The organism is Amycolatopsis sp. FBCC-B4732, from assembly GCF_023008405.1.
In the GTDB taxonomy this organism is placed as follows: Bacteria; Actinomycetota; Actinomycetes; order Mycobacteriales; family Pseudonocardiaceae; genus Amycolatopsis; species Amycolatopsis pretoriensis_A.
In genome coordinates this window covers 9,464,122-9,486,145 of sequence record NZ_CP095376.1, presented here as the reverse complement: position 1 = coordinate 9,486,145, position 22,024 = coordinate 9,464,122, and the positions used below count along the sequence as shown (strand labels likewise).

The 22,024-nt window shown below is 68.7% G+C and carries 16 protein-coding genes; 10 read left to right on the top strand and 6 right to left on the bottom strand.

Going from position 1 to position 22,024, the window contains the following annotated elements; all coding sequences use genetic code 11:
• Window positions 1-178: 178 nt before the first annotated feature.
• The 3 genes from MUY14_RS47435 to MUY14_RS43250 are packed head-to-tail and all read left to right on the top strand — an operon-like array spanning window position 179 to window position 2,263.
• A complete protein-coding gene (locus MUY14_RS47435; RefSeq protein WP_396126634.1) occupies window positions 179-586 on the top strand; it encodes a transposase in 408 nt (135 codons plus the stop codon).
• Window positions 587-626: 40 nt separating this feature from the next.
• Window positions 627-1,088: a transposase gene (locus MUY14_RS47430; protein ID WP_396126633.1), complete on the top strand. Its 462-nt coding sequence runs from the start codon at window positions 627-629 to the stop codon at window positions 1,086-1,088.
• A gap of 41 nt (window positions 1,089-1,129) precedes the next feature.
• Complete coding sequence (locus MUY14_RS43250) at window positions 1,130-2,263, top strand: IS701 family transposase (protein WP_247013887.1); 1,134 nt, start codon at window positions 1,130-1,132, stop codon at window positions 2,261-2,263.
• An 11-nt stretch (window positions 2,264-2,274) separates the two neighbouring features.
• Here the strand turns inward: MUY14_RS43250 and MUY14_RS47425 are convergent, their stop codons facing one another.
• The 6 genes from MUY14_RS47425 to MUY14_RS43220 all read right to left on the bottom strand — a co-directional run bounded on the left by MUY14_RS47425 (window position 2,275) and on the right by MUY14_RS43220 (window position 11,425).
• Complete coding sequence (locus MUY14_RS47425; RefSeq protein WP_396126632.1) at window positions 2,275-2,610, bottom strand: hypothetical protein; 336 nt, start codon at window positions 2,608-2,610, stop codon at window positions 2,275-2,277.
• Between the two features lie 195 nt (window positions 2,611-2,805).
• On the bottom strand, window positions 2,806-6,387 hold the full coding sequence (locus MUY14_RS43240; RefSeq protein WP_247018501.1) for a hypothetical protein: 3,582 nt from the start codon (window positions 6,385-6,387) through the stop codon (window positions 2,806-2,808).
• A gap of 1,140 nt (window positions 6,388-7,527) precedes the next feature.
• Window positions 7,528-8,724 (bottom strand): ImmA/IrrE family metallo-endopeptidase, encoded by a 1,197-nt coding sequence (locus tag MUY14_RS43235; protein WP_281506225.1) that lies wholly within the window; start codon window positions 8,722-8,724, stop codon window positions 7,528-7,530.
• Window positions 8,721-9,524 carry a hypothetical protein gene (locus MUY14_RS43230; RefSeq protein WP_247018498.1) on the bottom strand — a complete coding sequence of 268 codons (804 nt, stop codon included), beginning with the start codon at window positions 9,522-9,524 and terminating at the stop codon, window positions 8,721-8,723. Before MUY14_RS43230 ends, MUY14_RS43235 begins: the two co-directional genes overlap by 4 nt.
• 135 nt (window positions 9,525-9,659) lie before the next feature.
• A complete protein-coding gene (locus MUY14_RS43225) occupies window positions 9,660-10,712 on the bottom strand; it encodes a TRM11 family methyltransferase (RefSeq protein ID WP_247018497.1) in 1,053 nt (350 codons plus the stop codon).
• 29 nt (window positions 10,713-10,741) lie between these two features.
• Window positions 10,742-11,425: a hypothetical protein gene (locus MUY14_RS43220; protein WP_247018496.1), complete on the bottom strand. Its 684-nt coding sequence runs from the start codon at window positions 11,423-11,425 to the stop codon at window positions 10,742-10,744.
• A gap of 796 nt (window positions 11,426-12,221) precedes the next feature.
• Here MUY14_RS43220 and MUY14_RS43215 point away from each other — a divergent pair.
• The 7 genes from MUY14_RS43215 to MUY14_RS43185 all read left to right on the top strand — a co-directional run bounded on the left by MUY14_RS43215 (window position 12,222) and on the right by MUY14_RS43185 (window position 22,009).
• Window positions 12,222-12,878: a sigma-70 family RNA polymerase sigma factor gene (locus MUY14_RS43215; RefSeq protein WP_247018495.1), complete on the top strand. Its 657-nt coding sequence runs from the start codon at window positions 12,222-12,224 to the stop codon at window positions 12,876-12,878.
• Between the two features lie 161 nt (window positions 12,879-13,039).
• Window positions 13,040-13,363, top strand: coding sequence for a pilin (locus MUY14_RS43210; protein WP_247018494.1), 324 nt, complete (start codon window positions 13,040-13,042; stop codon window positions 13,361-13,363).
• A 447-nt stretch (window positions 13,364-13,810) separates the two neighbouring features.
• Complete coding sequence (locus MUY14_RS43205) at window positions 13,811-15,559, top strand: hypothetical protein (RefSeq protein WP_247018492.1); 1,749 nt, start codon at window positions 13,811-13,813, stop codon at window positions 15,557-15,559.
• Between the two features lie 12 nt (window positions 15,560-15,571).
• Window positions 15,572-16,603 (top strand): PrgI family protein, encoded by a 1,032-nt coding sequence (locus MUY14_RS43200; RefSeq protein ID WP_247018490.1) that lies wholly within the window; start codon window positions 15,572-15,574, stop codon window positions 16,601-16,603.
• A 5-nt stretch (window positions 16,604-16,608) separates the two neighbouring features.
• The gene (locus tag MUY14_RS43195) at window positions 16,609-18,429 is read left to right on the top strand and encodes a VirB4 family type IV secretion system protein (RefSeq protein ID WP_247018488.1); all 1,821 of its coding nucleotides are present in this window, start codon (window positions 16,609-16,611) and stop codon (window positions 18,427-18,429) included.
• Complete coding sequence (locus MUY14_RS43190; RefSeq protein ID WP_247018486.1) at window positions 18,426-20,948, top strand: type IV secretory system conjugative DNA transfer family protein; 2,523 nt, start codon at window positions 18,426-18,428, stop codon at window positions 20,946-20,948. The genes MUY14_RS43195 and MUY14_RS43190 overlap by 4 nt, the downstream gene beginning before the upstream one ends.
• Window positions 20,945-22,009, top strand: a complete 1,065-nt coding sequence (locus MUY14_RS43185; RefSeq protein WP_247018484.1) for a replication-relaxation family protein — start codon at window positions 20,945-20,947, stop codon at window positions 22,007-22,009. The genes MUY14_RS43190 and MUY14_RS43185 overlap by 4 nt, the downstream gene beginning before the upstream one ends.
• Window positions 22,010-22,024: the final 15 nt, after the last annotated feature.

Sequence of the window (22,024 nt, the reverse complement as noted above, 5' to 3'; positions counted from 1 at the left end):
TCAAGCTGGTGCTGCGTGTCGCCGACGCCGCCGACCACATCTGGGCCTGGTCCCGCTTCCGCCGTCGACGACAACACCAAGCTCGCCTCAGCCACTACAAACGACGAGGCTACCCACTCACCTAACTGCCGTTGCAGTACTAGGGCGTGTCTGACAAAAGTTTCGGCGGGTCGCTGGGATGCTGTCGGTCGTGTCGCGGTTTCAGTTGCTTTCCGACGATCAATGGACCTTGATCGAGGACCTGCTGCCGGTCCGCACCGGCAAGCGGGGCCGCCCGTTCTCCGACGCGCGAGCGATGGTCGAAGGGATCATCTACCGCTATCGGTGCGGGATTGCCTGGCGGGATGTTCCGGCGGTGTTCGGTCCGTGGCAGACGATCTGGACCTGGCATCGCCGGATGGCCAGCGACGGCACCTGGGACACCGTCCTGCAGCGCTTGCTCGCTGAAGCGGATGCAGCGGGCTTGGTGGATTGGTCGGTGTCGGTGGATTCCACGATCGCCCGAGCGCATCAGCACGCCACCAACATCACCCGTCCCACAGGGGGCTGGGTCGAACTACACGGATCTGCGCACCGAGCCGCCTGACCATGCGATCGGCCGCTCCCGCGGCGGCTGGAGCACCAAAGTGCACCACCTCGTCGACGGCAACGGCCGCCCGCTGGTCACGCTGGTCGGACCCGGCCAGGCCGGGGACGCACCGATGTTCCCGCATCTCATGCGACACCTGCGAATCCGCCGAGCCGGACGCGGCCGGGCTCGCACCCGGCCCGTCCGCGTCCGAGGCGACAAGGCCTACTCCTCACGAGCGATCCGCGGGCATCTGCGCGACCGCGGCATCACCGCAGTGATCCCAGAACCTGCTGACCAGGCCGGGCACCGCAAACGCCGCGGTTCCCGCGGCGGTCGTCCACCCGCCTTCGACGCGGTCGATTACCGCGGCCGCAACGTTGTCGAACGACGGTTCAACCTGCTCAAACAGTGGCGTGGCCTGGCAACTCGCTACGACAAGCTGGCTATCGTCTACCGATCTGCGGTCGTCCTCCACGCCGTGATCACCTGGACCAAGGCATTGTCAGACACGCCCTAGTACTGCAACGGCAGTTAGTGGTGTTGTGGTAGATCATCCTGGTGGTGGTCGATGTGGTGATGGATCAGCTGGACCGGGTGCATGAGCGGATTGCGGGCCGGTTCGCGCGGTCGGAACCTCGAGGTCGGGCGCGGGAGTATGTGTCTGGGCTGGTCGCGGGTCTGGAGCGGAAGAACGGGTGGACGCTGGCCGAGCAGGCCGGTGAGGTCTCGCCGGACGGGATGCAGCGGCTGCTGCGCTGGGCGGACTGGGACATCGACGGTGTCCGCGACGACGTTCGGGACTACGTGATCGAGCATCTCGGCGAACCCGGTGGCGTGCTGATCGTCGACGACACCGGGTTCCTGAAGAAAGGCACCCGGTCGGCCGGCGTGCAGCGGCAGTACTCCGGCACCGCCGGACGGATCGAGAACTGCCAGATCGGCACCTTCCTGGCCTATGCCGGTGCCGGCGGACATGCACTGATCGACCGGGAGCTCTATCTGCCCGAGCCGTGGATTGCCGACCAGGATCGGTGCCGGCGAGCAGGGATTCCGGCCGGGACCGAGTTCGAGACCAAACCCCGCCAAGCCATGGCGATGCTGGCACGGGCATTCGCCGCGAAGGTGCCGTTCACCTGGATCACCGCCGATGAGGCCTATGGGCAGGTCAAGTACCTGCGGTTGTGGCTGGAAGCCCACGACGCCGCGCACGTGCTGGCCACCAAGGTCAACGACACCCTGGTCTCCACCGGCGGTCGCGAAGCCCGCGCCGACGAACTGATCGCGCAGTTGCCCGCTCGGTCGTGGCGGCGGCTGTCGGTCGGTGCCGGGGCGCACGGGCCCCGCGAGTACGACTGGGCGCGGGTGCCGATCCGGATCGGCTGGCAGCCGGGACGTGGACACTGGCTGCTCGCCCGCCGCTCACTCTCAGACCCGACCGAGATCGCCTACTACGTCTGCTACGGACCTCGCCGTTCGAGCCTGCTGAACCTGGCCTGGATCGCCGGGACTCGCTGGCGGATCGAGGAGTGTTTCCAGCAAGCCAAGAACGAAGCCGGACTCGACCACTACCAGGTCCGGTCCTGGCGGGCTTGGTATGCCCACATCACCCTGGCCATGCTCGCTCACGCCTGGCTTGCGGTCTCCCGATCCCTTGTCGCAAAAGGGGAACCGGCGTCGCCGAGCCGGGCATGATCGGATTCACGCTACCGGAGATCAGGCGTCTGCTTATCAAGCTGGTGCTGCGTGTCGCCGACGCCGCCGACCACATCTGGGCCTGGTCCCGCTTCCGCCGTCGACGACAACACCAAGCTCGCCTCAGCCACTACAAACGACGAGGCTACCCACTCACCTAACTGCCGTTGCAGTACTAGACGCAGGACGCGAGCGCAAGCGGTGAGGATGCGGGTGAAGCCGGCCAGGAGGCGGTGGTGGCCGATGTTGGCGAGGTTGCCGCGGTCGACTGCGCTGCCGTAGCGATAGTTGCGCTTGCTGACTTTGTCGACGCCGGCCTCCCGGTCCGTGCTGACCAGGCCATGCACCGACGGCCCGTACGGCGAGGAGGTGACGACCAACGCGACCTGGCCGACGTACTCGGTCGGCAGCAGAGCTGGAGCTGGTGGGCGTCGCCGCGGACGACCTAGCCATCGTGGTCGTGACCGCGCTTGCGCGCGAAGCGCAGACCCGACCGCGCCGCCACCGCCGAACATCTAGTCAAACTCATTCACAGTTTTCGGTTATAGCTCCTGAATCGACGAAACCAGGGAGAAGTGCGGGCCAGGCGCAGGGTCTCCATCGCTGGTCACCATCACCAGGACATCGTCCACCAGGCAGAACGGCACCCGCGCTTCGACGACATAGGCGGCTGGTTCGGGATGCTGAATGGCCATTAAACCATGCACTTTCCATGGCCTGTCAGGAGAGTCGATCTGCAGAGCTGCCGCGAGCGCAGTGGCACAAGCTGAGACCGTGGATACGTTGGCGAGAAGCTTTTCGACGTACTTCTGATTGAAGGTGTCAATCAGCCTGCGAACCTGGTAAGGCGAGTAGGGCGTGTACGAGTCCTTGACTTCGACGACCCAGATTCGGGACCGGCCCGGGTCGACGCACAGCACATCGATTTCACCCTTAAGCGCGACGATACCGATCTTGGCTGCCTTATTCGGCTTCAGAGAGGGACGCACAATAAGCTCAGGGACCGTCAGCTTGACCGCGCAGTCCTTCTCCGCCTGACGGTTCTGCTTTTGCCGGTATTCGTCGAGCGCCTTGTTGACTGGAAAGGGAAGCGCCTTCTGCGGCCACGGGAGCCGGCCGTCGGACAGGTAGGCAGCGAGGATGCGCAAGGTGTACCCGGATGACCAGGGCAGGACCCGTAGCCCCTCGGCAGTGGCGACGAGGGGGCTGGTGGCGATGCGCTTGCTACGCCGTTCGGTCTCCCAGTGGGGAATGACGTCGCTTTGGAGATCTTCTGCGCGCAGAGTGAGCCAGTCGATCGCCGCTGCGAACTCGTGCGACTCGGCGCCTGCCACAAGAGACACGCATTCGGCGACGACCTCCTCGGCCGTGGCGGCAGGGGCAGGCTGGGTGCTGCTGGCTTCCCACTGGGTAGCGACGTTGAGCACGCCGACCATGGCGTCGACACCAAAGCCGAGGGTTGTGCGCATGGCTGTGTCTACCGGGGTGAGTTCCGGTATCGACTCCAGGAACGCTCGTGGTGCTGCGTCGTCGGTAGGCGGGAGGGCGTTGCCTGGGTCGATCGGGATGCCTTCGGGCCTTGTCAGGCGTGCGCGTACCTGCTGGTAGGCGACGTTGTCGACGTCGGTGGGCTCGCCGGAGTCGTCGGTGTCGACTTCGTAGGTGTCGCTGATTGTCAGGGTGGTGCGGGTGAGCTGGTGGTGCAGGGCGGCGCTGCGCAGGCAAGAGTCCAGACACAATTCCGCAGCTGTAACAGCTTCCACCCAGGACAGAACATCGGTGGCATCCTGTCCGGTCGGAGGATGGGCCAACACCTCCTCGACGACGAACGCCAGCACGCGGATCATCCGGGACCTGGCTTGCAAGTTGTCGTCAACTCGTCCTTCCTCGCGCACGGGGAAGCCCTGTTGCCAGCGGACCTGCTGTTCGAGCGTCTGGCGGGCGCGGGTGGCTTGTTCGAGCTGGGCAAGCGCGAAGGAGAGCAGGTCCTGGCCGGAAAGGGGTGCGATAGTTTCGTGGAAGGCCCGCAGGAGCCAAGGAAAGACTGTTCGACTCTCGAACTCGCGGGCGTCATCGCTCTCACGCGTACCCGGCTCGACCCCTTCGACCGCCAGGTACTCGCCGAGGCGGCGCAGAAAGGTACTGCGTACTGCCTCGTGCGGTTCGAGGGGGTCCGGCAGCCACTGCGCGCGTTGCGGCAGGTATTGGCCGTCGAGTCGAATACCTGGCGGCGCAGCAGCCCACGCTTCGATGAAGCCCGGGCGAGTCTGCTCGTCGAGGCTGCGGGACACGATTTCGCCGAGCAGCCGCTCCACCGCGAAGGAGTCGGCTGCCAATGCGTCCTGCAGTCCTGGCCCCCAGTTGATCGACAAGACGTCGCCGTCGAGGGAGCGGAAGGCGAGCGGCACGTCACCGAGACCGGCGTCGTGGTGGAAGTACACCCGCAGAGAGGCCCTGGCGCTGGCCTGCGCCGCGTCGACGAAGGTGGCCTCGGTATGACCGATCTTCCACGCCAGGTCGGTCCCAACGTTCCACAGCAGCTTCGTTTCCCCCGTGTGGCCCGAATGGTCGATCAGCGAGACCGCGACCGGCACTGCCGAGGGCACAACCTGGTAGACCCGATCGAGCCCGAGGTCCCCGACTTCAAACCCGCCGCGATGTTCTGGTTCTAGCAGTGGCCAGTCACGCAACGGCGGAAGCCCGACGGAGTATAGAGCCTGTTCGGCAGCGGCGTTACTTGCGGCTTCCTCCCACTCCGCGATCGACTCGTGCGGCGTGAAGTGCATGAAGCTGATGGGCACCCCGCCCCGGTAGAAGCTCTTCCGAGAACGCCACACCTGGAACTTGTCGATGAGGTCCGAGGCGAACGTCTCTCCTATGCCCGCCGGCTTGTCGATGTCTCGCACGAAGTACCACAGATCCTCGCGCGTCTTTCGGACTGCGGACTGGATCCACTCGAGGTCCATAAGCGGCAGAATTGGGTGCTGGCACGCCAGCGGTACACCGCTCAGCGGACCGGCGACCACGCTGGCGCGGGCGATCTTGGCGTCGCTTCGCAGACGGAGCGTGCCCGTGGGCGTCTGAAGCTCGGCGCCCGGCCGTAGCTTCGACAGCGCGGCGTCGCCGCGGGCGAGCGAGGCACGGATGGACTCGGGAGTAAGCCCGCCGACAACGTTCAACGCCAGGACCAACCGTTCCTGGTAAATGATGACCGAGTGCAGCTGTTCACCGGAGCCAAAGCGGACCTGGCCGACGATCGCGTGCCCGGACCCTCGAAGCAAGCCGGTCACTCGACGGTTGATCACCTCCGCATAAGCGAGTTCGCTACGTCGGTTCGTCCTCGCGGCGACACCAGCGAGGTCCGCACCGATCGTCTGCAAGGCCTCGAGCTGGGTGACAGCAGGCAACGCGAATGTCTTACCCCGGACGCGGGCAGCGATCACTTGACCGAAGATCGAAGTCGACTCGAAGGGGTCGCACACCAGGTCTCGAGCGTTGACTATGTAGTGATTGGCAGCAGCGAGGGCGCGGTCAGGGGAAGAGCACAGCGCTGGCAGATCAGTGAACGGACCCAACGCTGCCACAGCGTCGACCTCAGCCTGCGTGACCTGCGCATCATCCCGAACGCCTGCTACCGGCCCGTCCGGCCACACCTCAGCCAAAGCGTTCGCGACCTGGTCGACGCGCCGAAGGACCAGCTCGCCGGCATCAACCAATCCGAAGCCGAGTTCGGGAACCAAGACCCTGTCGATCACCCTGGCCAGCAACGACAGGCCGTTGACGACTGCCACGGGCCTCTCCAACGCCCCCGCCATCAAACGGAACAGGTCGGCACCCCACCGGACCAGCACCTCGGGGCGATTGTCGAACGGCGTGAAATCCTCGAAGTCGGCTATTTCGGGCAAGAGCCGGCCGACTTCGTTGACCAACATGGTCAGGTCAGCGGCGCAGGCAGCACGGCCTGGGGGACGGCCGCCTCGCCGATCCGTCTTCCGGCGGTCCACGACCGCATCTGCGAGAAGTCCGAGCGACAAGTTCCGGTGAGCCGCGGTCGGGGACGCGCTGGCGGCCTCCAATACCGCCAGCAGCGATCGCGCCTCGAACGGTGCGACGAGGGCCGACACGGGATTCGCGCCTGCTGGGACATGCTGCCGTCGACTTTTGCTTCGCCTCTCCATGGTGCTCCTGCTCGCGTGCCAAGTTCGCAGAGCCTACGTGCCAGCACGCGCTGAGCCGAGTTATTTCGCCTGGACGGGTTCCGAGTGCTTCCGCCGTGCTTGCACGGATCGATACCGCCGGGTGTCGATCGCCCCGTCCTTGCGTAGCCGGTGGCGGCCACCGTGACGGTCGGTGTCCGCGCCTGCGCTTGTGCTAGCGGCTGCCTGTGCTCGAAGGTCCGGGATGGCAGCGAGTGTGACGGCGATATGCAGCAGGTTCGCGTAGCCTAGACCGGAGACTTCGAGGGGTTGCGCATTTGACCGGCCTTCGATGATTGCAAGCATCAGCTCAAGGACTCGGGCGAGGTACCGGTCGTCAACGACTTGCCCACCAACGTACGGCCAGCGTCGCGAAACCCCCGCAGAGAGGGCATGAAGGTGCCTGCCCACCCGCTCCTCAAGCGCTACGAGCAGGTCGTCGGTTGCCAGCGCATCCAGCAGGTTTGAGGCCCGGGCTCGCAGTCCGGCAAGGTTTCGCCCGCGTCCGAGATTTTGCTGCTGTGCTCGTAAGAGCTCAACGAGGATGCGAGTTTCGCGTCGTGCAAGTTCGTCGAGCGGATTCCGCCACGCGGGCAGGTGAACGAGGCGGATCAAGCTTTCATAGTCACTGCGGATGAGGTTCTCGGTACCGACCCGGCCCATCCGGCGAGTGAGTGTCTTCGTCCATGATGTAGCGACCGTTCCCGGTGAGTTCCGGCTGGATTGGGCTTGAAGCTGACGTCCGAGCAGGCCTTCGTCGGCGGCGTCGCGTTCGAATGAGTACTCGACCTCCAGCGTGCGCGTACCATTGCCGAGCGCGGCAGCGGAAGGCTGCGGCAGCTGAGGGAAATGCTCGCGGTGACCGAGGTAGATCGCATCGGAGACGGTGGTCTTGCGTGCACCGTTCGCACCACCAGGACAGCAAATCGCCCAGGCAAGGTAATCTCGAGCCGTTCACTCGCGCTTGCGCGCAAAGCCTCAACGGACAGACGGCTGAGATACACGAAATCCGCTCCCTAAGCGCCACGAGGTACTGCTCGATTTTACCGACCCGCCCCGAACTCGGTCTTACACACTCGGTCTGCGGCGCTCGAACAGCGATACCACTCCGATATTGGGAGGCTCCGCCTCTGAAGAGTTCGACGCGGTCGAATGACGGTCACCGGAGGGGACCCGTGACGTGACGATCCGGAACAGGTCAGCGGGGACCCGGCACTGTGCGATCAGCTGTTCGTCTGCAATCCCTTCCCCGGCGAGCAGCTCTACAGCTCGCGCAAGCAGTGACGGTTGCTCGATAGCGACAACTAGGCCAGGTTCATGCCGACGCCATCCACGAGTCGAGATGGTTGTCATTGCGTTGCGGTAGGACACGTCGCTGAGCCTGCCCAACCAGCGAGCTCGGTACAGCAGGGCCTGGATGCTGACTCCCCATTGTTCTTTCAAGCGGGCCAAGTTACGCCAAACGCTGCCACCCATGGTGGAGGGCAGCATGTCGCGGATCTGAGCGGCCGGCATAAGTAGTTCGGCAGCGAATCGGTGGGCTTGGTCTTCGACTATCCGGCCGCCGGGTTCCGCGTCGGCGTGCATGATCAGATGCCCGAGTTCGTGGGCGACATCGAAGCGCTGCCGATAGTAGTCATGCTTAATCGGATTGAGGATCACTACAGGCCGGATATGGCTGTCAAAGGAGTAGGCGTCCACAGAGGCGGCTTGATCGGGGCTGAATACGACGAGGACACCGTGGTTCTCGAGCAATCGGACGAGGTGCCCGACCGGGCCGTCCTCGATGCCCCACCGCTCGCGGACCAGCCGAGCAGCTTGCTCGGGACTATCGCCCGCGCGGTCATCGACAGATACCGGAAAACTCGGTACGTCAGGGTCGGGAAACTCGACGTGTTTCTCCAGACTGGCAGCGATGTCCACCGCGAGCTGTCCGTAAGCGAAGGCTTGATCACGAGCGAGTTGAGTGGTCGAGCGTAGCGAACGGAAATGTGGAGTTGCGCTCAGCGCGGCGACGTCGTCTTGTCGGATCGCGAAGAATCCCGGCTCGACCGACAGGCTCAAGGCCAGCTGCGCCACGGTGGCTGGTGATGGCCGCTTGGCACCCGACTCCCAACCGGTCACCGCGGTCGGACTCTTGCCGACCAAAGTCGCCAAGTCGCTCTTGCGCAAGCCTGCAAGCTGGCGAGCCAGCGTCAGGCGGGCTGGATCAAAAGTGGCGGCGACGTCCGCCGGGCGAATCGTCGTGGGTGTTCGAGGGCTCACTGCTCACCATTAGCACGCTCGCGGCGCTCCTCCGTAACCGGGCGACGCAAGCGAACCGGTGCGTCAGGCACAGTGTCGGGCCCGGTGGGCTGCGGGGTCCCGTCAATGCGGCGGCCACCCTCGGCGGGCGGGATGCCCAGGATGTCCTGGCGCCAGTGCCACGCTGGGCCACCGCCAGTGTTCAGCCGCGCTCGACCGAGGACGAGTTCCATCTGCTGGCTGAGCGGGTCCAATGTGTGTGCGACCACGAAGGTCGTCATGTCCAGCGCACGGTCGGCGGCCAGCGCCTCTTCCAACCCGCCGACTTCGTCGTCGGCGAAAATCTCGAACAACGAAGGTTGCGGTGGTTCCGGGTTGCGCTGCTGGGCAACCCGCTGCTTCGTCGGGCTCCTCTGAGGCCACGGAAGCTTGTCGAGCTTGCCGAAGGCACACGCCGCCAACAGCAGCCGCCGTTCGCCCAGCGCCCAGCCGGGACTCCCGTTGAGGTTCGAACGCACGACCAGACCTGGCTCGAGCTTCGGCATGGTCTGGATGTCTGTTTTAGACAATTCGGCGTACAGCAGGTCGAGGTCAGCGTCGCCGTCACCGGAGCTGATCGCGTAACGCTCGCAGTGGAACACCCTGTCCAGACGATTCCGAAACAGGGTGAACCTCGTGTTGCCGAGCCAAGCTGCGTCGTGACCGTCGCTCTCGGAGTAGCTCTCCAGAGACCGCGCCGTGGCCGAGCGGTACGCCCAGCGCACGGCCCCCAGCACGCCAGCGTCGCCGAGTTCGGAGATAACATCCTGCTGTTCACTCACGACGATGAGAGTACCTTGAAACCAGGATTCAATGCGCTATCTTCAACCAATCGGCGTGTTGGACGTATCTGGTTGCACCGGCGGCGCTGGCGCTGCTCCGTTCGAACCGGTCTTGAGGTCCGGCGTCCCCCATGGTCACGCAGCCCAGTGCCTAGGACCGATCGCGCCATACTCGTGGATCGCGGCCGGACGCATCACGGAGTGTGCATTCTCCTGGCCGCCGAGCGCCCGCAAGACAATGACGTCCTCATGAGCGATCAGGTGTAGTGGCAGCCCTGCCTTGCGCTGTTTGCGGATGAAGTCGCGCTGGAAGAAGCTGCCGCGCGCGACCAGCTCGGTGTCAGCCACGCGGGCGAGCAGGGCGACGCACCGCTCCACCGGCTCCAGCCCGGCCGCGATGCCGCAGGCGACGACCTGAGAGGGCAGGTCGATCAGCTCGGTGTGCTCGCGCCACGGCCGGACCGTGATCGCCACGTGGCCGCCCGGGCGCAGGACGCTGGCGCACGCGGTGAGGATGCGGGTGAAGCCGGCCAGCAGACGGTGGTGGCCGATGTTGGCGAGGTTGCCGCGGTCGAGCGCGCTGCCGTAGCGGTAGTGGCGTTTGCTGACTTTGTCGACGCCGGCCTCCCGGTTCGTGTTGACGAGGCCGTGCACCGACGGGCCGTACGGCGGCGAGGTGACGACCAGCGCGACCTGGCCGGCGTACTCGCCGGGCAGCAGGGTCTGGAGCTGGCGGGCGTCGCCGCGGACGACCTGGGCGTCGTGGTCGTGGCCGCGCTTGTGGGCGAAGCGGAGGTTGGCGCGGGCGATGTCGGCCCAGTGCGGCTCGTACTCGACGCCGACCGCTCGGCGGCCGAGGTCGATCGCCTCGACGAGAGTGGTGCCGATCCCGCACATCGGGTCCAGCACCACCTCGCCCGGTTTCGTGTAGTGCTCGATGGCGTGCGCGGCGACGGCGGGCAGCATCTTGGCCGGGTGGGCGGTCGACTCCGGCACGTACCGGCCCTTGCGCTGCGCGGCCGGCGAGGTCTGCGCGGTCGCCCACACCGACACCGGCAGCTCACCGAAGTCCGTCGACGCGTCGGCGGGCGGGGTGGTGTCGAGGGCGCTGATGAACGCCCGCGACAGCGGCATGGTCGGCTCGTCGGCCGAAGAGGACGGCGGGGTGTTCGGCGGTGTGGTGGTCATGGCGGTGCCTGGGCCTTTCGGTCGGCTGGTCATCGGAGGTCTTCCGGGGGCGCGGTGTCGGCGTGGGCCTGAGCGAAGACGAGGACGTCGCCGTGCGCCCGCGCGTGCGTCGTCGGCGCGCCGAGTTCTCGGCTATCGCGAGCCCCCTCGGGTCGGTCCGTCACGGTGAGCGGCTGCAGGCGGCCGTTCCGGATGGGGGTGTGGAGGGTGACGATGTGCTGGAGGTAGAGCAGGTCGGCGTTTTGCGCGGCCGCGATCATCGGGCCTGACGGGTCGGTCAGCCGGCCGCTCGACCAGTCGCGGTGGGTGTAGACCGCGAGAATTCCACCGAACGCGAGTGTCCGCGCCGCCGCGATCGCCACCGCCTCGACCGAGCCGTCGGCTCCACGTGCGGGCGGTAGTGACGTGATCACCAAGTCGACTCCCTCACCGCTCACCACCGAGTCCGACGGTGCCTCGCCGCTCATGGGCACCTCGTCCGCGGTCGGTTCGAGCTTGGTGATCGCGGGGTGGCGACCGAGCGCGTGCACGGCGTCGAGCGCGGCGTCCAGTTCGACGGCGCTCGCTGTGCGGCTCGCAGCATCTTCAGTAGTCGGCCATGGCGCGAGCAGGACCCGAGCGCCGGAGGTCGAGAAGCTGGTCACGATGGTCTCGATAATGGGCACCGGCCAGGCGGCCGCCGGGTCGATCGGATCGGGCCCGGCCGTCCACACCGTCGGCGGAATCGGTGCGAGCTCGCGGCCAGTGGCCGGTCGTTTCGGGGAGCGGCGAATGCGAGCGCTCAGGTCGGCGGGAACGGGAGCTCCCGGGTACGGGATGCCGTTGGCAGGCCGAGCGGGCTGCGGCCGGGTCGAGTCGTCTCGATTGGAGGGCCGGTTGGCCGAAGACGGTGGGCGTCGAGTCACGAGCGGAACCTCCGGGGCGGGGCCATCGACTGTTCGAGTTGGCGGCTTCTGCGTGGTCGCCGGCTAACTCCGGGAACGAGGTCGGCAAGAGACACCGTCACGTCGGATCCGTGTTTTCCGTCCGGCGGCCGAACCTCCGTGGCGAAGTCCGAACAGGTCGGCTACCGGATCGCCCTGCGATTCGAGGCTGACGTGCAGGCGTGAAACGGCTTCGAAGCGGCTTCGTCACGCCTCTGACCTGGGCTTGAAGCGGTTTTGAGGCGCCCCAGAGGGCTTCCTGACGAGGTCACCTTCCCGCTCGCTCAGGAGCGCCGCCATGGACCAGCCCTCGTCACCGAAACATCCCGCAGCCGGCCCGACAGCACGTCCGCGTGGCGAGCCCGGCGTCTTCGATACCGCTCGCACCGCGTTCGCCTGGCTGGTCACCGGACCGCACCCGGTCGCGCTAGACGGCCGCCGAGTCCGCGGACTGCCACCGCGGCTCGTACCGCTGGACGAAGTCGGCCAGCTGACCGTCGCGAAAGGATGTCCACAGCAGACACGGGACGCGGTGTGGACGGCGCTCGTGACGCGGTCACGGGCTGAGCGCGGCACGTGGACGGTTGTGTGCGTTGGGCTGGCGCTGCCGGTGCTGCTGCCGGTCGCGGCCAAGCTGACCAACCGGTTCCGCGGCGAAGTCCACGACGTCCACGCCGCGGTGCTGACCGGCTTCCTCGAAGCGCTCACCGACGTCGACCTCACCCGGCCAGCCATCCTCGTCCGGCTCCGCTGGGCCGCTTACCGCGCCGGCCACCGCGCTCTACGTGAGGCGCTCGACGCCGCGGCCCCGGTCGCCGACCTCGGCGCTCGCGCGGCCGGGCCGGAGTACGTCGGCGGCCACCCCGATTTCGTTCTGCTCGCCGCCGTTGAGGGCGGTGTCCTGACCGCCGCCGAAGCCGCGCTGATCGGCGACACGAGGTTCGGCGAGCTGTCGCTGGCCGAGGCGGCGCAGGCCCGCGGCCAGACATACAAGGCGACGCAGCAAGCCCGACACCGCGCTGAGCGCAGGCTGACCGAATACCTCAGCGACGGCGACCTGGGGACGCACCGGAAGACCCGGCGCAATGTCGCCCGCGAGCCGGAGAAGACGCGCCGCCCGGTGTCTCCCCGTTCGCCGAAATCCGGAGTTGGTGACCGCGGGACGCGACTGCCCGCGCGTCCTCGCCCATCCCGGTCCACTTCGGAACCGGGCGCCGTTCAGGAGGCGTCCTCATGCGACTGATCTCGCACTGCCCCGGTCACCGCACACTCGTTCGCCGGCCGCCGAGCCGGCGCGAACACCGCGCGACGGCTCGAATTGCGGCTCGCGCAACGCGCTGCCGTCGACCCGGTTCTGTGTCGAAAGCTCCGACCTCCCGAGCACGATCGTGTCGGCGCTCGGTCATGGTGCTCAGCTGCACGCTGGCCGCTGCAGCGCTGTTGCTCGGTGGGTCCGCGGCGCACGGGGAGACGGTGCAGTACGTCGCGCTCGCCCACTCGGTCGATCAGGTCCTGTCGAACATCCGCTCGTGGATCATGGGCATCCTCGCCGGCGTCGCGCTCGTGTTTCTGACCATCGGCGGGCTCCGCTACCTGATGGCGTCCAACGACCCCGGCGAAATCGAGAAGGCGAAGGGCGCGTTCAAGGCCGCCGGTATCGGGTTCGGTCTCGCCGCTCTCGCGCCGCTCGTCGTCGAAATTCTCAAGACGATCGTCGGCGGGGTGTAGGCGATGCCCGCCCGCGCTTCACGCCGCATGGTCACCTCCGGGAGTTCAGTCCGGCCGTCGCGGCGACGTCGCTCGATGTGGCTCGCCGGTCTGGTGGTGTTGCTTGCGGCGGTGCTCGGCGGCGTCGCGTCCAGCGCAGCTGCCACCGGCCCGCGACTGGCAAGTGCTGTCCAGCCTGCTCCGGCTCAGCCGCCGTTGCCGCTGCCCTCCAACCCGGGGTGCGAGCCAGGTTCTGCGGAACCGGCATGCCACCTTCCGAGCGCGAGTGCGGCGCCGCCGATTCCGGCGACGCCTCTGCCGCCGATCACCGCGCTGCCCGCTCCGCCGTCGTGCTTCCCCGGCTCGTTGGATCTCGGCTGCGCGCCCGCCACCAGCACGCCGTGTCGGGGACCGAACTGCATCCCGCAGCCCTCCACGCTCGTGCCGAGCACCCCGCCACCAGCCCAGGTGCCAGACGGCTCCGGCGGCGACGCCGCGGAATGCGGGCTGACCGACCTCACCGGCTGCATGGTCGTCGCCGCGAGCGCGATGTTCGCCGCGGTCGTCGCTGCCGGGCTGAACCCGCTGCTGGACCTGCTCGGTAAGACGCTGCTGACGACGCCGGAGCCGGATCAGCTGCCCGGCCTCGGCGCGGTGTGGACCGGCTCGTGGCACATCCTGCTCACCGCCTACGTGATCCTCGTGCTGCTGGCCGGGCTGATCATCATGAGCTACCAGACCCTGCAGGCCCGCTACACCGTCAAGGAACTCGCACCCCGGCTCACGATCGGGTTCCTCGCCGGCACGCTCTCGCTCTTCCTGGTGACCAAGGGCATCCAGGTCGCCAACGCGCTCTCGGCCGCCGTGCTCGGCGAAGGCACCGATCCCGCCCAGATGACCCGCAGCTTGATCACGATGGTGCAGGGCTCGCTGCACGGCGGCGGGATCTTCCTCGGCATCCTCGGACTCGGCCTGGTCGCGATGCTGCTGGTCCTGCTCGTCGTCTTCGTCGTCCGGGTCATGGTGACGATCCTGCTGATCGCCGCCGCGCCGATCGCGCTGATGTTCCACGCGCTCCCCCACACCGAAGGCATCGCCTACCTCTGGTGGAAAGGATGCGGCGGCGTGCTGGCCATCCAGATCGGACAGTCACTCACGCTCGTAGTCACCGTGAAGGTTTTCTTCGCTCCCGGCGGGTTCACGCTCTTCGGCCCGACCATCTCGGCCCTGATGAACCTGCTGCTGTGCATCGCGCTGATGTACGTGCTGATCAAAATCCCGTTCTGGTTCCTGGCCCCGCTGCGCTCCGGGCGACCCTCGATGCTCGGGCGGATCGCGCGCGGCGTCATCGCCTACAAGACGATGGGCCTGCTCGCCGGCGCAGCCGCCGGCCACGGCACTGCCCGAGCTCGAACCGGCACGCCGAGCGTGCCGCCGGATCCACCGGCGACGCGGTCCGGGCAGTTCATGCTGCCGATGAAACTGCGCCGCAGCACCAGCCAGGCACGGACCGCGCGCCGAGGCTGGGACGAGCTGTCCCGAGACGGTGCGTTCGCCGGAACCCGCGGACCGGGCCAGCTGTCGTTGTTCACGCGTACCGGTGACTCGACGGTCCGGGCCAACCCGCGCGCGCTGCCGCCGAAGGATCTGGCGAACGCGCTGCCCGCCGACCAGCTCGGGTTGCCAATGACCGTGCGACGCGATCCCGACCGCACTCCGCGTCGCACGCTCGCCGACGACCTCGCCGCGCCGACGCCACCCGCTCGGCCGCCGCGGCAACCCGGCCTCCTGACCCCGGACGGACGGATCAACCGCAACGCACGACCGCCCGCAAAGCTGCCGAACGCGCTGATCGCGCCGAGCGACGGCATGCTGCCGGTCCACCTGCCCTCGCAAACTCCGCGGCCCGCTCGCCGCAGCCTCGCCGACGAGCTCGGCGACCCCGGCCGGACCACCCGCGCGCCGCAGACCGGCCCCGGCCTGATCACGCCCTCAGGCCAGATCAACCGCGTGGCCCGTGCTCACCGCCGTCCCGCGCCCGATGCCTTCAGCGGCAACCGGCCGCTCGCGTCCGGGCAGTACCCGCTCCCCCTCGGCCTCCGCCGCCAGCCGAAACCCGAGCCGCCGCCGACGCCCGCACCGGCGCGCAAGCGCGTCGAGACGCAGTTGCCGCTGCCGCTGGATCTGCCGCAGCGACGCCGCCCCAAGTCGAAGTGAGGTAGCGAAGTCATGTCCCGTCCCGTGCGCATTCCCGCCGACGTCGACCGCCCCGACCGCGTGCTCGGTCCCCTCACCTCGCGGCAGCTGGCAATCCTCGGCATCACCGGGCTCCTGCTCTACGCCCTCTACGGCGCCACCCGCAGCGTCCTGCCGCTACCGCTGTTCCTGCTCGTCGCGGTCCCGCTCGGGCTCGCGGTCACGGTGGTCGCGCTCGGCCGCCGCGACGGCGTCGCTCTCGACCGGCTGCTGCTGGCCGCGCTTCGCCAGCGCCGCACCCCGCGCCACCAGGTCTCGGCGCCGGAAGGTGTCCGACCGGTTCCGGCCTGGCTCGCTAGCGAGCGCGATGACGTGGCGCCGACGCCGCTGGAACTGCCCGCGCGCGGCGTCGACAACGGGACGACCGCCGGCGTCGTCGACCTCGGCGACGACGGGCTCGCGGTGATCGCCGCGTGCTCAACGGTCAACTTCTCGCTGCGCACGCCCGCCGAGCAGGAAGCGCTCGTCAGCTCGTTCGCGCGGTACCTGCATTCGCTGACCGCGCCCGTGCAGTTCCTGGTCCGCGCCGAGCGGCTCGACCTCGCCCCGCAGATCACCGAGCTGCGCGACCGCGCCGGCGGCCTCCCCCACCCCGCTCTCGAAGCCGCCGCGCTCGATCACGCGGACTACCTCGCCCAGCTCAGCCAGCACGCCGACCTGCTGCGCCGCCAGGTCCTGCTCGTGCTGCGCGAACCGACACGTCCCGCCGTCGTCGACAACGTCAGCTCGACCCTGGGGTGCATGCGACGACGACCTCAAGCTCCCTCGGTCGATGGGGCGGCGCGCCAGGCCGCCGAGCAACGGCTCGCCCGGCGCCTCAACGAGGCGGTCGAACTGCTCACCGCGGCCGGAATCGTCGTCACCGCGATGGACGCCACGACCGCGACCGGCATGCTCGCCGCGGCGTGCAACCCCGACACCTTCCTCCCGCCCTCGGCCGCACTGGCCGGTGCCGGCGACGTCGTGACCGCCGCCGAGCTCTACGACGACTTCGACGGCAGGTGACCGAGATGTCCCGCACCCAGCAACCCCGCTCGGCGGAAGCGTTCACGCCGGACTCGCTCTCGGTCGGCGCGCGGCATCTCGAGGTCGGCAACGAATGGGTCGCCTCCTTCGGCGTCACCGGCTACCCGCAGGAGGTCTACCCCGGCTGGCTCGCCCCGCTGCTGACCTACCCCGCCCGGCTCGACGTCTCCGTCCACGTCCAGGCGATCGACCCCGTCACCGCGGCCAGCGGCCTGAAGAAGCAACGGGCCCGGCTCGAGTCCTCCCGCCGCCACCACGCCCGCCACGACCAGCTCGACGACCCCGACCTCGACGCCGCAGCCGACGACGCCGCCGACCTCTCCCGCCGGATCGCGCGCGGTGAAGGCCGGCTGTTCAAGTTCGGCCTCTATCTGACCATCCACGCACCCGACGAGCAGGCGCTGGCCGAGGAGGTGTCGGCGCTGCGGTCGCTGTGCGCGTCGCTGCTGCTGGACGCCAAACCCGCCACCTACCGGTCGCTGCAGGGCTGGGTCACCACCCTGCCGCTCGGGCTGGACTCCCTCGGTCTGAAAAGGACGTTCGACACTGCCGCCGCGTCCGCCGCGTTTCCTTTCACATCACCGGACCTGCCCGCGACGGATCCGACGTCGACCTCGCCCAGCGGCGTGCTCTACGGCTACAACGTCGGCTCCCAAGGCCTGGTGCACTGGGACCGCTTCGCCTGCGACAACCACAACTCCGTCGTCCTCGGCCGCTCCGGCTCGGGCAAGTCCTACCTGGTCAAGCTCGAGACCTTGCGCAGCTTGTACCGGGACATCCAGGCGTTCGTCATCGACCCCGAAGACGAGTACGCCCGGCTCGCCGAGCAGGTCGGCGGCGCCTACGTCCACCTGGGCGCGGACGGGGTCCGGCTCAACCCCTTCGACCTGCCCATCCACACCACTGCTGCCGGACGCCGAACGGCTCCGCAGGACGCGCTGAATCGGCGCGCCCTATTCCTACACACCGTGCTCGCCGTCTGCCTGGGCACCGAGCTGACCGCCGGCGAGCGTGCCGTCCTAGACACCGCGCTGATCGCGACCTACGCGAACGCCGGCATCACCACCGACCCACGCACCTGGACACGGCCGGCCCCGTTGATGCGCGACCTCCGCGACACCCTGGCGGCTGCCGAAGACGGCGCGGACCTCGCCGCCCGGCTGCACCCGTTCGTCGACGGCGCCTTCGCCGACCTGTTCTCCGGCCCCACAACCACTACACCGGACGGCCATCTCGTCGTATTTTCCCTGCGGGACCTGCCCGACGAGCTGAAGGCGATCGGCACCCTGCTGACCCTCGACGCGGTCTGGCGGCGGGTGTCCAATCCGGCCGACCGGCGCCGGCGGCTGGTGGTCGTCGACGAGGCGTGGCTGCTGATGCAGTCCCCGGAAGGTGCGAAGTTCCTGCACCGGATGGCGAAGACGTTCCGCAAGCACTGGGCCGGGCTCACCGTTGCCAGCCAGGACATCGAAGACTTCCTGTGCAGCGAGCTCGGCCGCGCGATCGTGGCGAACGCCGCCACGTCCGTGCTGCTGCGCCAGTCCCCGCAGGCCATCGACCAGATCGCGGCGACCTTCAACCTCTCCGAGGGCCAGCGCCAGTTCCTGCTCACCGCCGACCGGGGCCAAGGGCTGCTCGGCTCCGGCACCGAATGGGTCGCCTTCCAAGCGCTCGCCTCGCCGACGGAGAACGTCCTGGTCACCACCGACCCAGCCGAGCTCGCCGAGATCGCCCAAGACTTCGGCGACCCTGCAGTCGACGGCGTCGTCGATCTCGGCCCCGTAGACGCAGAAGTCGGCTCGTGACCCGCCACGAGGGATGGGTTGGCGGCTACCTGACCGATCCGTGGAACGCGGTCCACCAGCTGCTCGCTGGCATCATCGACGTGGCGACGAGCTGGGGCCAGATCGCCGTTCCGGCACTCGCCATCCTCATTTCGGGCCTGGACGTCGGCCGACGCTGGTGGCGAGGCCGCTGCCACACCGCGCTGCTGGCTGACGCGCGGTGCGTCACCGTGCTCGCGCCGCCCACCGTCGATCCCGCCGGCGGGGTCCTGCTCTGGTCCAACCTCGTCGGCCTGCTGCGGCCGAGCTGGCGGCGGTGGTTCACCGGCCAGCCGCACCTCGCGTGGGAATACCGGTTCTCCGAGCACGGCGTCACCCTGCGGCTGTGGGTTCCGGGCGTGATCCCGCCGGGCTTGGCCGAGCGGGCGATCGAGGCTGCCTGGCCCGGCGCCCACACCCGCACCGTCGTGGCCGACCCGCCGCTGCCCGAGCCGAAGACCGGACTGCGCGCCGTCACCGTCGGCGGTCAGCTGCGACTCGCACGGCCCGAAGCGCTGCCGATCCGCTCGGCCTTCGACGCCGACCCGATCCGTGCATTGCTCGGCGCGCCCGTCGGGCTCGGCCGCGACGAGTACGCCGGCGTTCAGATCCTCGCCCGGCCGGTCACCGGCCGGCGGGTCGGCCGAGCTCGACGCGCGGCCCGGCGAGTGCACGCCGGTGCGTCCGGCCGGCCTGGTGGCCGGCTGCTCGACCTCGTCACGCCGGGCACCACGGCAACGCGCTCCGGACGTGTCCGCGATGCCCGGCGAATCAGCCGAGATCCGCAGCTGTCGCTGGAGTACTCCGCGCAGAACCGCGCGATCGTCAGCAAGCAGCGCGGCTCCCAGTACGAGGTTGTCGTCCGCTACGCCGTCTCCACCCACCTCGCCGATGGGTCCGCCGAAGCTGACATCCGGCGGACCCGCGACACCGCCCGCGGACGCGCACACGCCCTCGCCGCAAGCTTCGCCGCCTACACCGAGCACAACCACTTCCGCCGCATCCGGCTTCATCACCCGGCTCGCGCGCTCGATACTCGGCGCCTTAACGGCGGGGATCTGCTGTCTGTGCCGGAGCTGGCCGCGCTCGCCCACCTGCCGGTCGACGCCGAGATCCCGGGCATCGAGCGCGCTGGCGCCAAGGCCGTCGCGCCACCGCCGGGCGTCGCGATGCCCGGGCCCGAGGTCAAGCCGCTCGGGGTCGCCGACTCCGGCCATGCCCGTCCAATCGGGCTACGCGTGCCGGACGCCCGCCACCACCTGCACGTCCTCGGCGCCACCGGGTCCGGGAAGTCGACGCTGCTCGGGAACCTGATCCTCGACGACGCGGACGCCGGCCGCGGCATCGTGCTCATCGACCCCAAGGGCGACCTCGTCACCGACGTCCTCTCCCGCCTACCGCGGGAAGCCGCGGACCGGGTCGTGCTCTTCGACGCCGACTCCCGGCAACGCCCGCCGTGCCTCAACCCGCTCGAAGGCGGGGAAACCGACCGGGAGGTCGACAACCTCGTCTCCGTCTTCCGCCGCGTATACTCCGCGTTCTGGGGCCCGCGGACCGACGACCTCATGCGCGCCGCCTGCCTCACCCTCCGCGCTCAGGACGGCGTGCCCACCCTCGCCGATCTGCCCAAACTGCTTACTAGCGAGGCCTTCCGCGCGCGGATCACCGGCGGGCTGACCGACCCGGTGCTAGCCGGGTTCTGGCAGTGGTACGACGAACTCACCGACTCCAGCCGCAGCCAGGTCATCTCCCCGCTGATGAACAAGCTCCGCGCCTTCCTGCTGCGCCCGTTCGTCAAAGACGCTATCGCCGGCGGCCGCTCCACCGTCGACATGAACCACGTCCTCGACCAGGGCGGGATCTGCCTGGTCCGGATCCCCAAAGGCTCGCTCGGGGACGACACGACCCGGCTCGTCGGGTCGCTGGTCGTCGCCCGGACCTGGCAGGCCGCCACTGGCCGCGCCCGAGTTCCGCAGCGCGAACGTCCGGACGCGTCGCTGGTCATCGACGAGTGCCACAACTTCCTGAACCTGCCCTACCCGATCGAGGACATGCTCGCCGAAGCCCGCGGCTTCCGGCTGGCGATGACGCTCGCCCACCAGCACCTCGGGCAGCTTCCCCGCGAGCTCAAGGAAGGCATCTCGACCAACGCCCGGTCGAAGATCTTCTTCAACGCCTCCCCTGAGGACGCCCGCGAACTCGCCCGCCACACCACACCGCGGCTGTCCGAACACGACCTCGCGCACCTCGGCGTCTACCACGTTGGCGCCCGGCTCGTCGTCAACGGCGCCGAGACCGAACCGTTCACGATGACCACTACCCCGATGCGCCCAGCCGTTCCCGGCCGCGCCAAGGAGATCCGCGCGGCCATCCGCAGCGCCAGCTCCGCGCCCGCCGGTCGCACTCCTTCTCCACAGGCACCCGCACGATCGGTGCCGCACGGGCGCAAGATCGATCCCCGCCGTTCACGCCGCAACGCTTCGCCCGGAGGTACGCCGTGATCATCACGACCACCCGCCAACATCAGCTGCGCCAGCACCTTCCCGGCCGGACGACAGCCCGCGCGGCCGGCTCGGTCGAGCATCAAGCCGCACTTGCTGCGCGCCTGACCGCCCGGGACAAGTGGCTGCTGGCGCTGCTCTACGAACACCGCGTCCTGACCTCCACTCAGATCCAGGACGCCGCGTTCCCCTCCGACCGCTCCACTCGCCAGCGGCTGCGCGAGCTGTATCTCTGGCGCGCCGTCAGCCGGTTCCAGCCGTTCCGCCAGCTCGGCTCGGCACCGATGCACTACGTCCTCGGGCCCGCCGGTGCCGCCGTGCTGGCCGCCGAACACGGCTTGGAGGTCAAGGACCTCGGCTACCGGCATGACCGAGCGATGGCCATCGCCCACAACCAGCGCCTCGCCCACACCGTCGGCGTCGGCGACTTCTTCACCGCCCTCATCGCACGCGGCCGCCGTGACCCTGTTCGAAACGGTGAGGAGGTTACGGCCTGGTGGTCGGAGACCCGATGCGCCCGTCACTTCGGCGACCTCGTCATCCCGGACGCCTACGGCCGCTGGCGAAGTGCCACCGGCGAGCTCGAGTTCTTCCTTGAGTACGACACCGGCAGCGAGTCACTGACCAAACTCGCCCGTAAGCTGCTCGCCTACGCCCGCCTCGCGGACTCCACCGGCATCGCCACCCCGGTGCTCTTCTGGCTCCCGACCAGCCGCCGCGAGGCCAGCGCGCGTTCCGCGCTAGCACGAATCCACGCCGCCCTCGACCGGACTGCCGACGTCCCTGTCGCCACCGCAGCCGCCGACCTCCTCGGCGCGGACGCACCTTCCTACGGTCCGGCCGACGAGGTCTGGCGCCCCCTCGGCACTCGGCTCACACAACAGGCTTCGCCGCGGCACGCGCTCGGCGAACTGGCCCGCGCCTGGCCGGCCCTCGCGCCCGCGGCGACTTCCGACCTCGACGACGTGAATTCCGGCCAACCCGCAGCCTTCCGGTTGCCACCGCCTTCTCCCACCCCGCCGGACGCCACCCCCGGCCGAACTCGCCGCCCCGGGTGCTGATCACGCGAGGAGTGC

What these genes read in the sequence shown, in the direction of transcription:
- MUY14_RS43210 (WP_247018494.1), top strand. Translation starts at nt 13,040, where the DNA reads ATGGTGCTCAGCTGCACGCTGGCCGCTGCAGCGCTGTTGCTCGGTGGG.
- MUY14_RS43225 (WP_247018497.1), bottom strand. Translation starts at nt 10,712, where the DNA reads ATGACCACCACACCGCCGAACACCCCGCCGTCCTCTTCGGCCGACGAG.
- MUY14_RS43195 (WP_247018488.1), top strand. Translation starts at nt 16,609, where the DNA reads ATGTCCCGCACCCAGCAACCCCGCTCGGCGGAAGCGTTCACGCCGGAC.
- MUY14_RS47435 (WP_396126634.1), top strand. Translation starts at nt 179, where the DNA reads ATGCTGTCGGTCGTGTCGCGGTTTCAGTTGCTTTCCGACGATCAATGG.
- MUY14_RS43200 (WP_247018490.1), top strand. Translation starts at nt 15,572, where the DNA reads ATGTCCCGTCCCGTGCGCATTCCCGCCGACGTCGACCGCCCCGACCGC.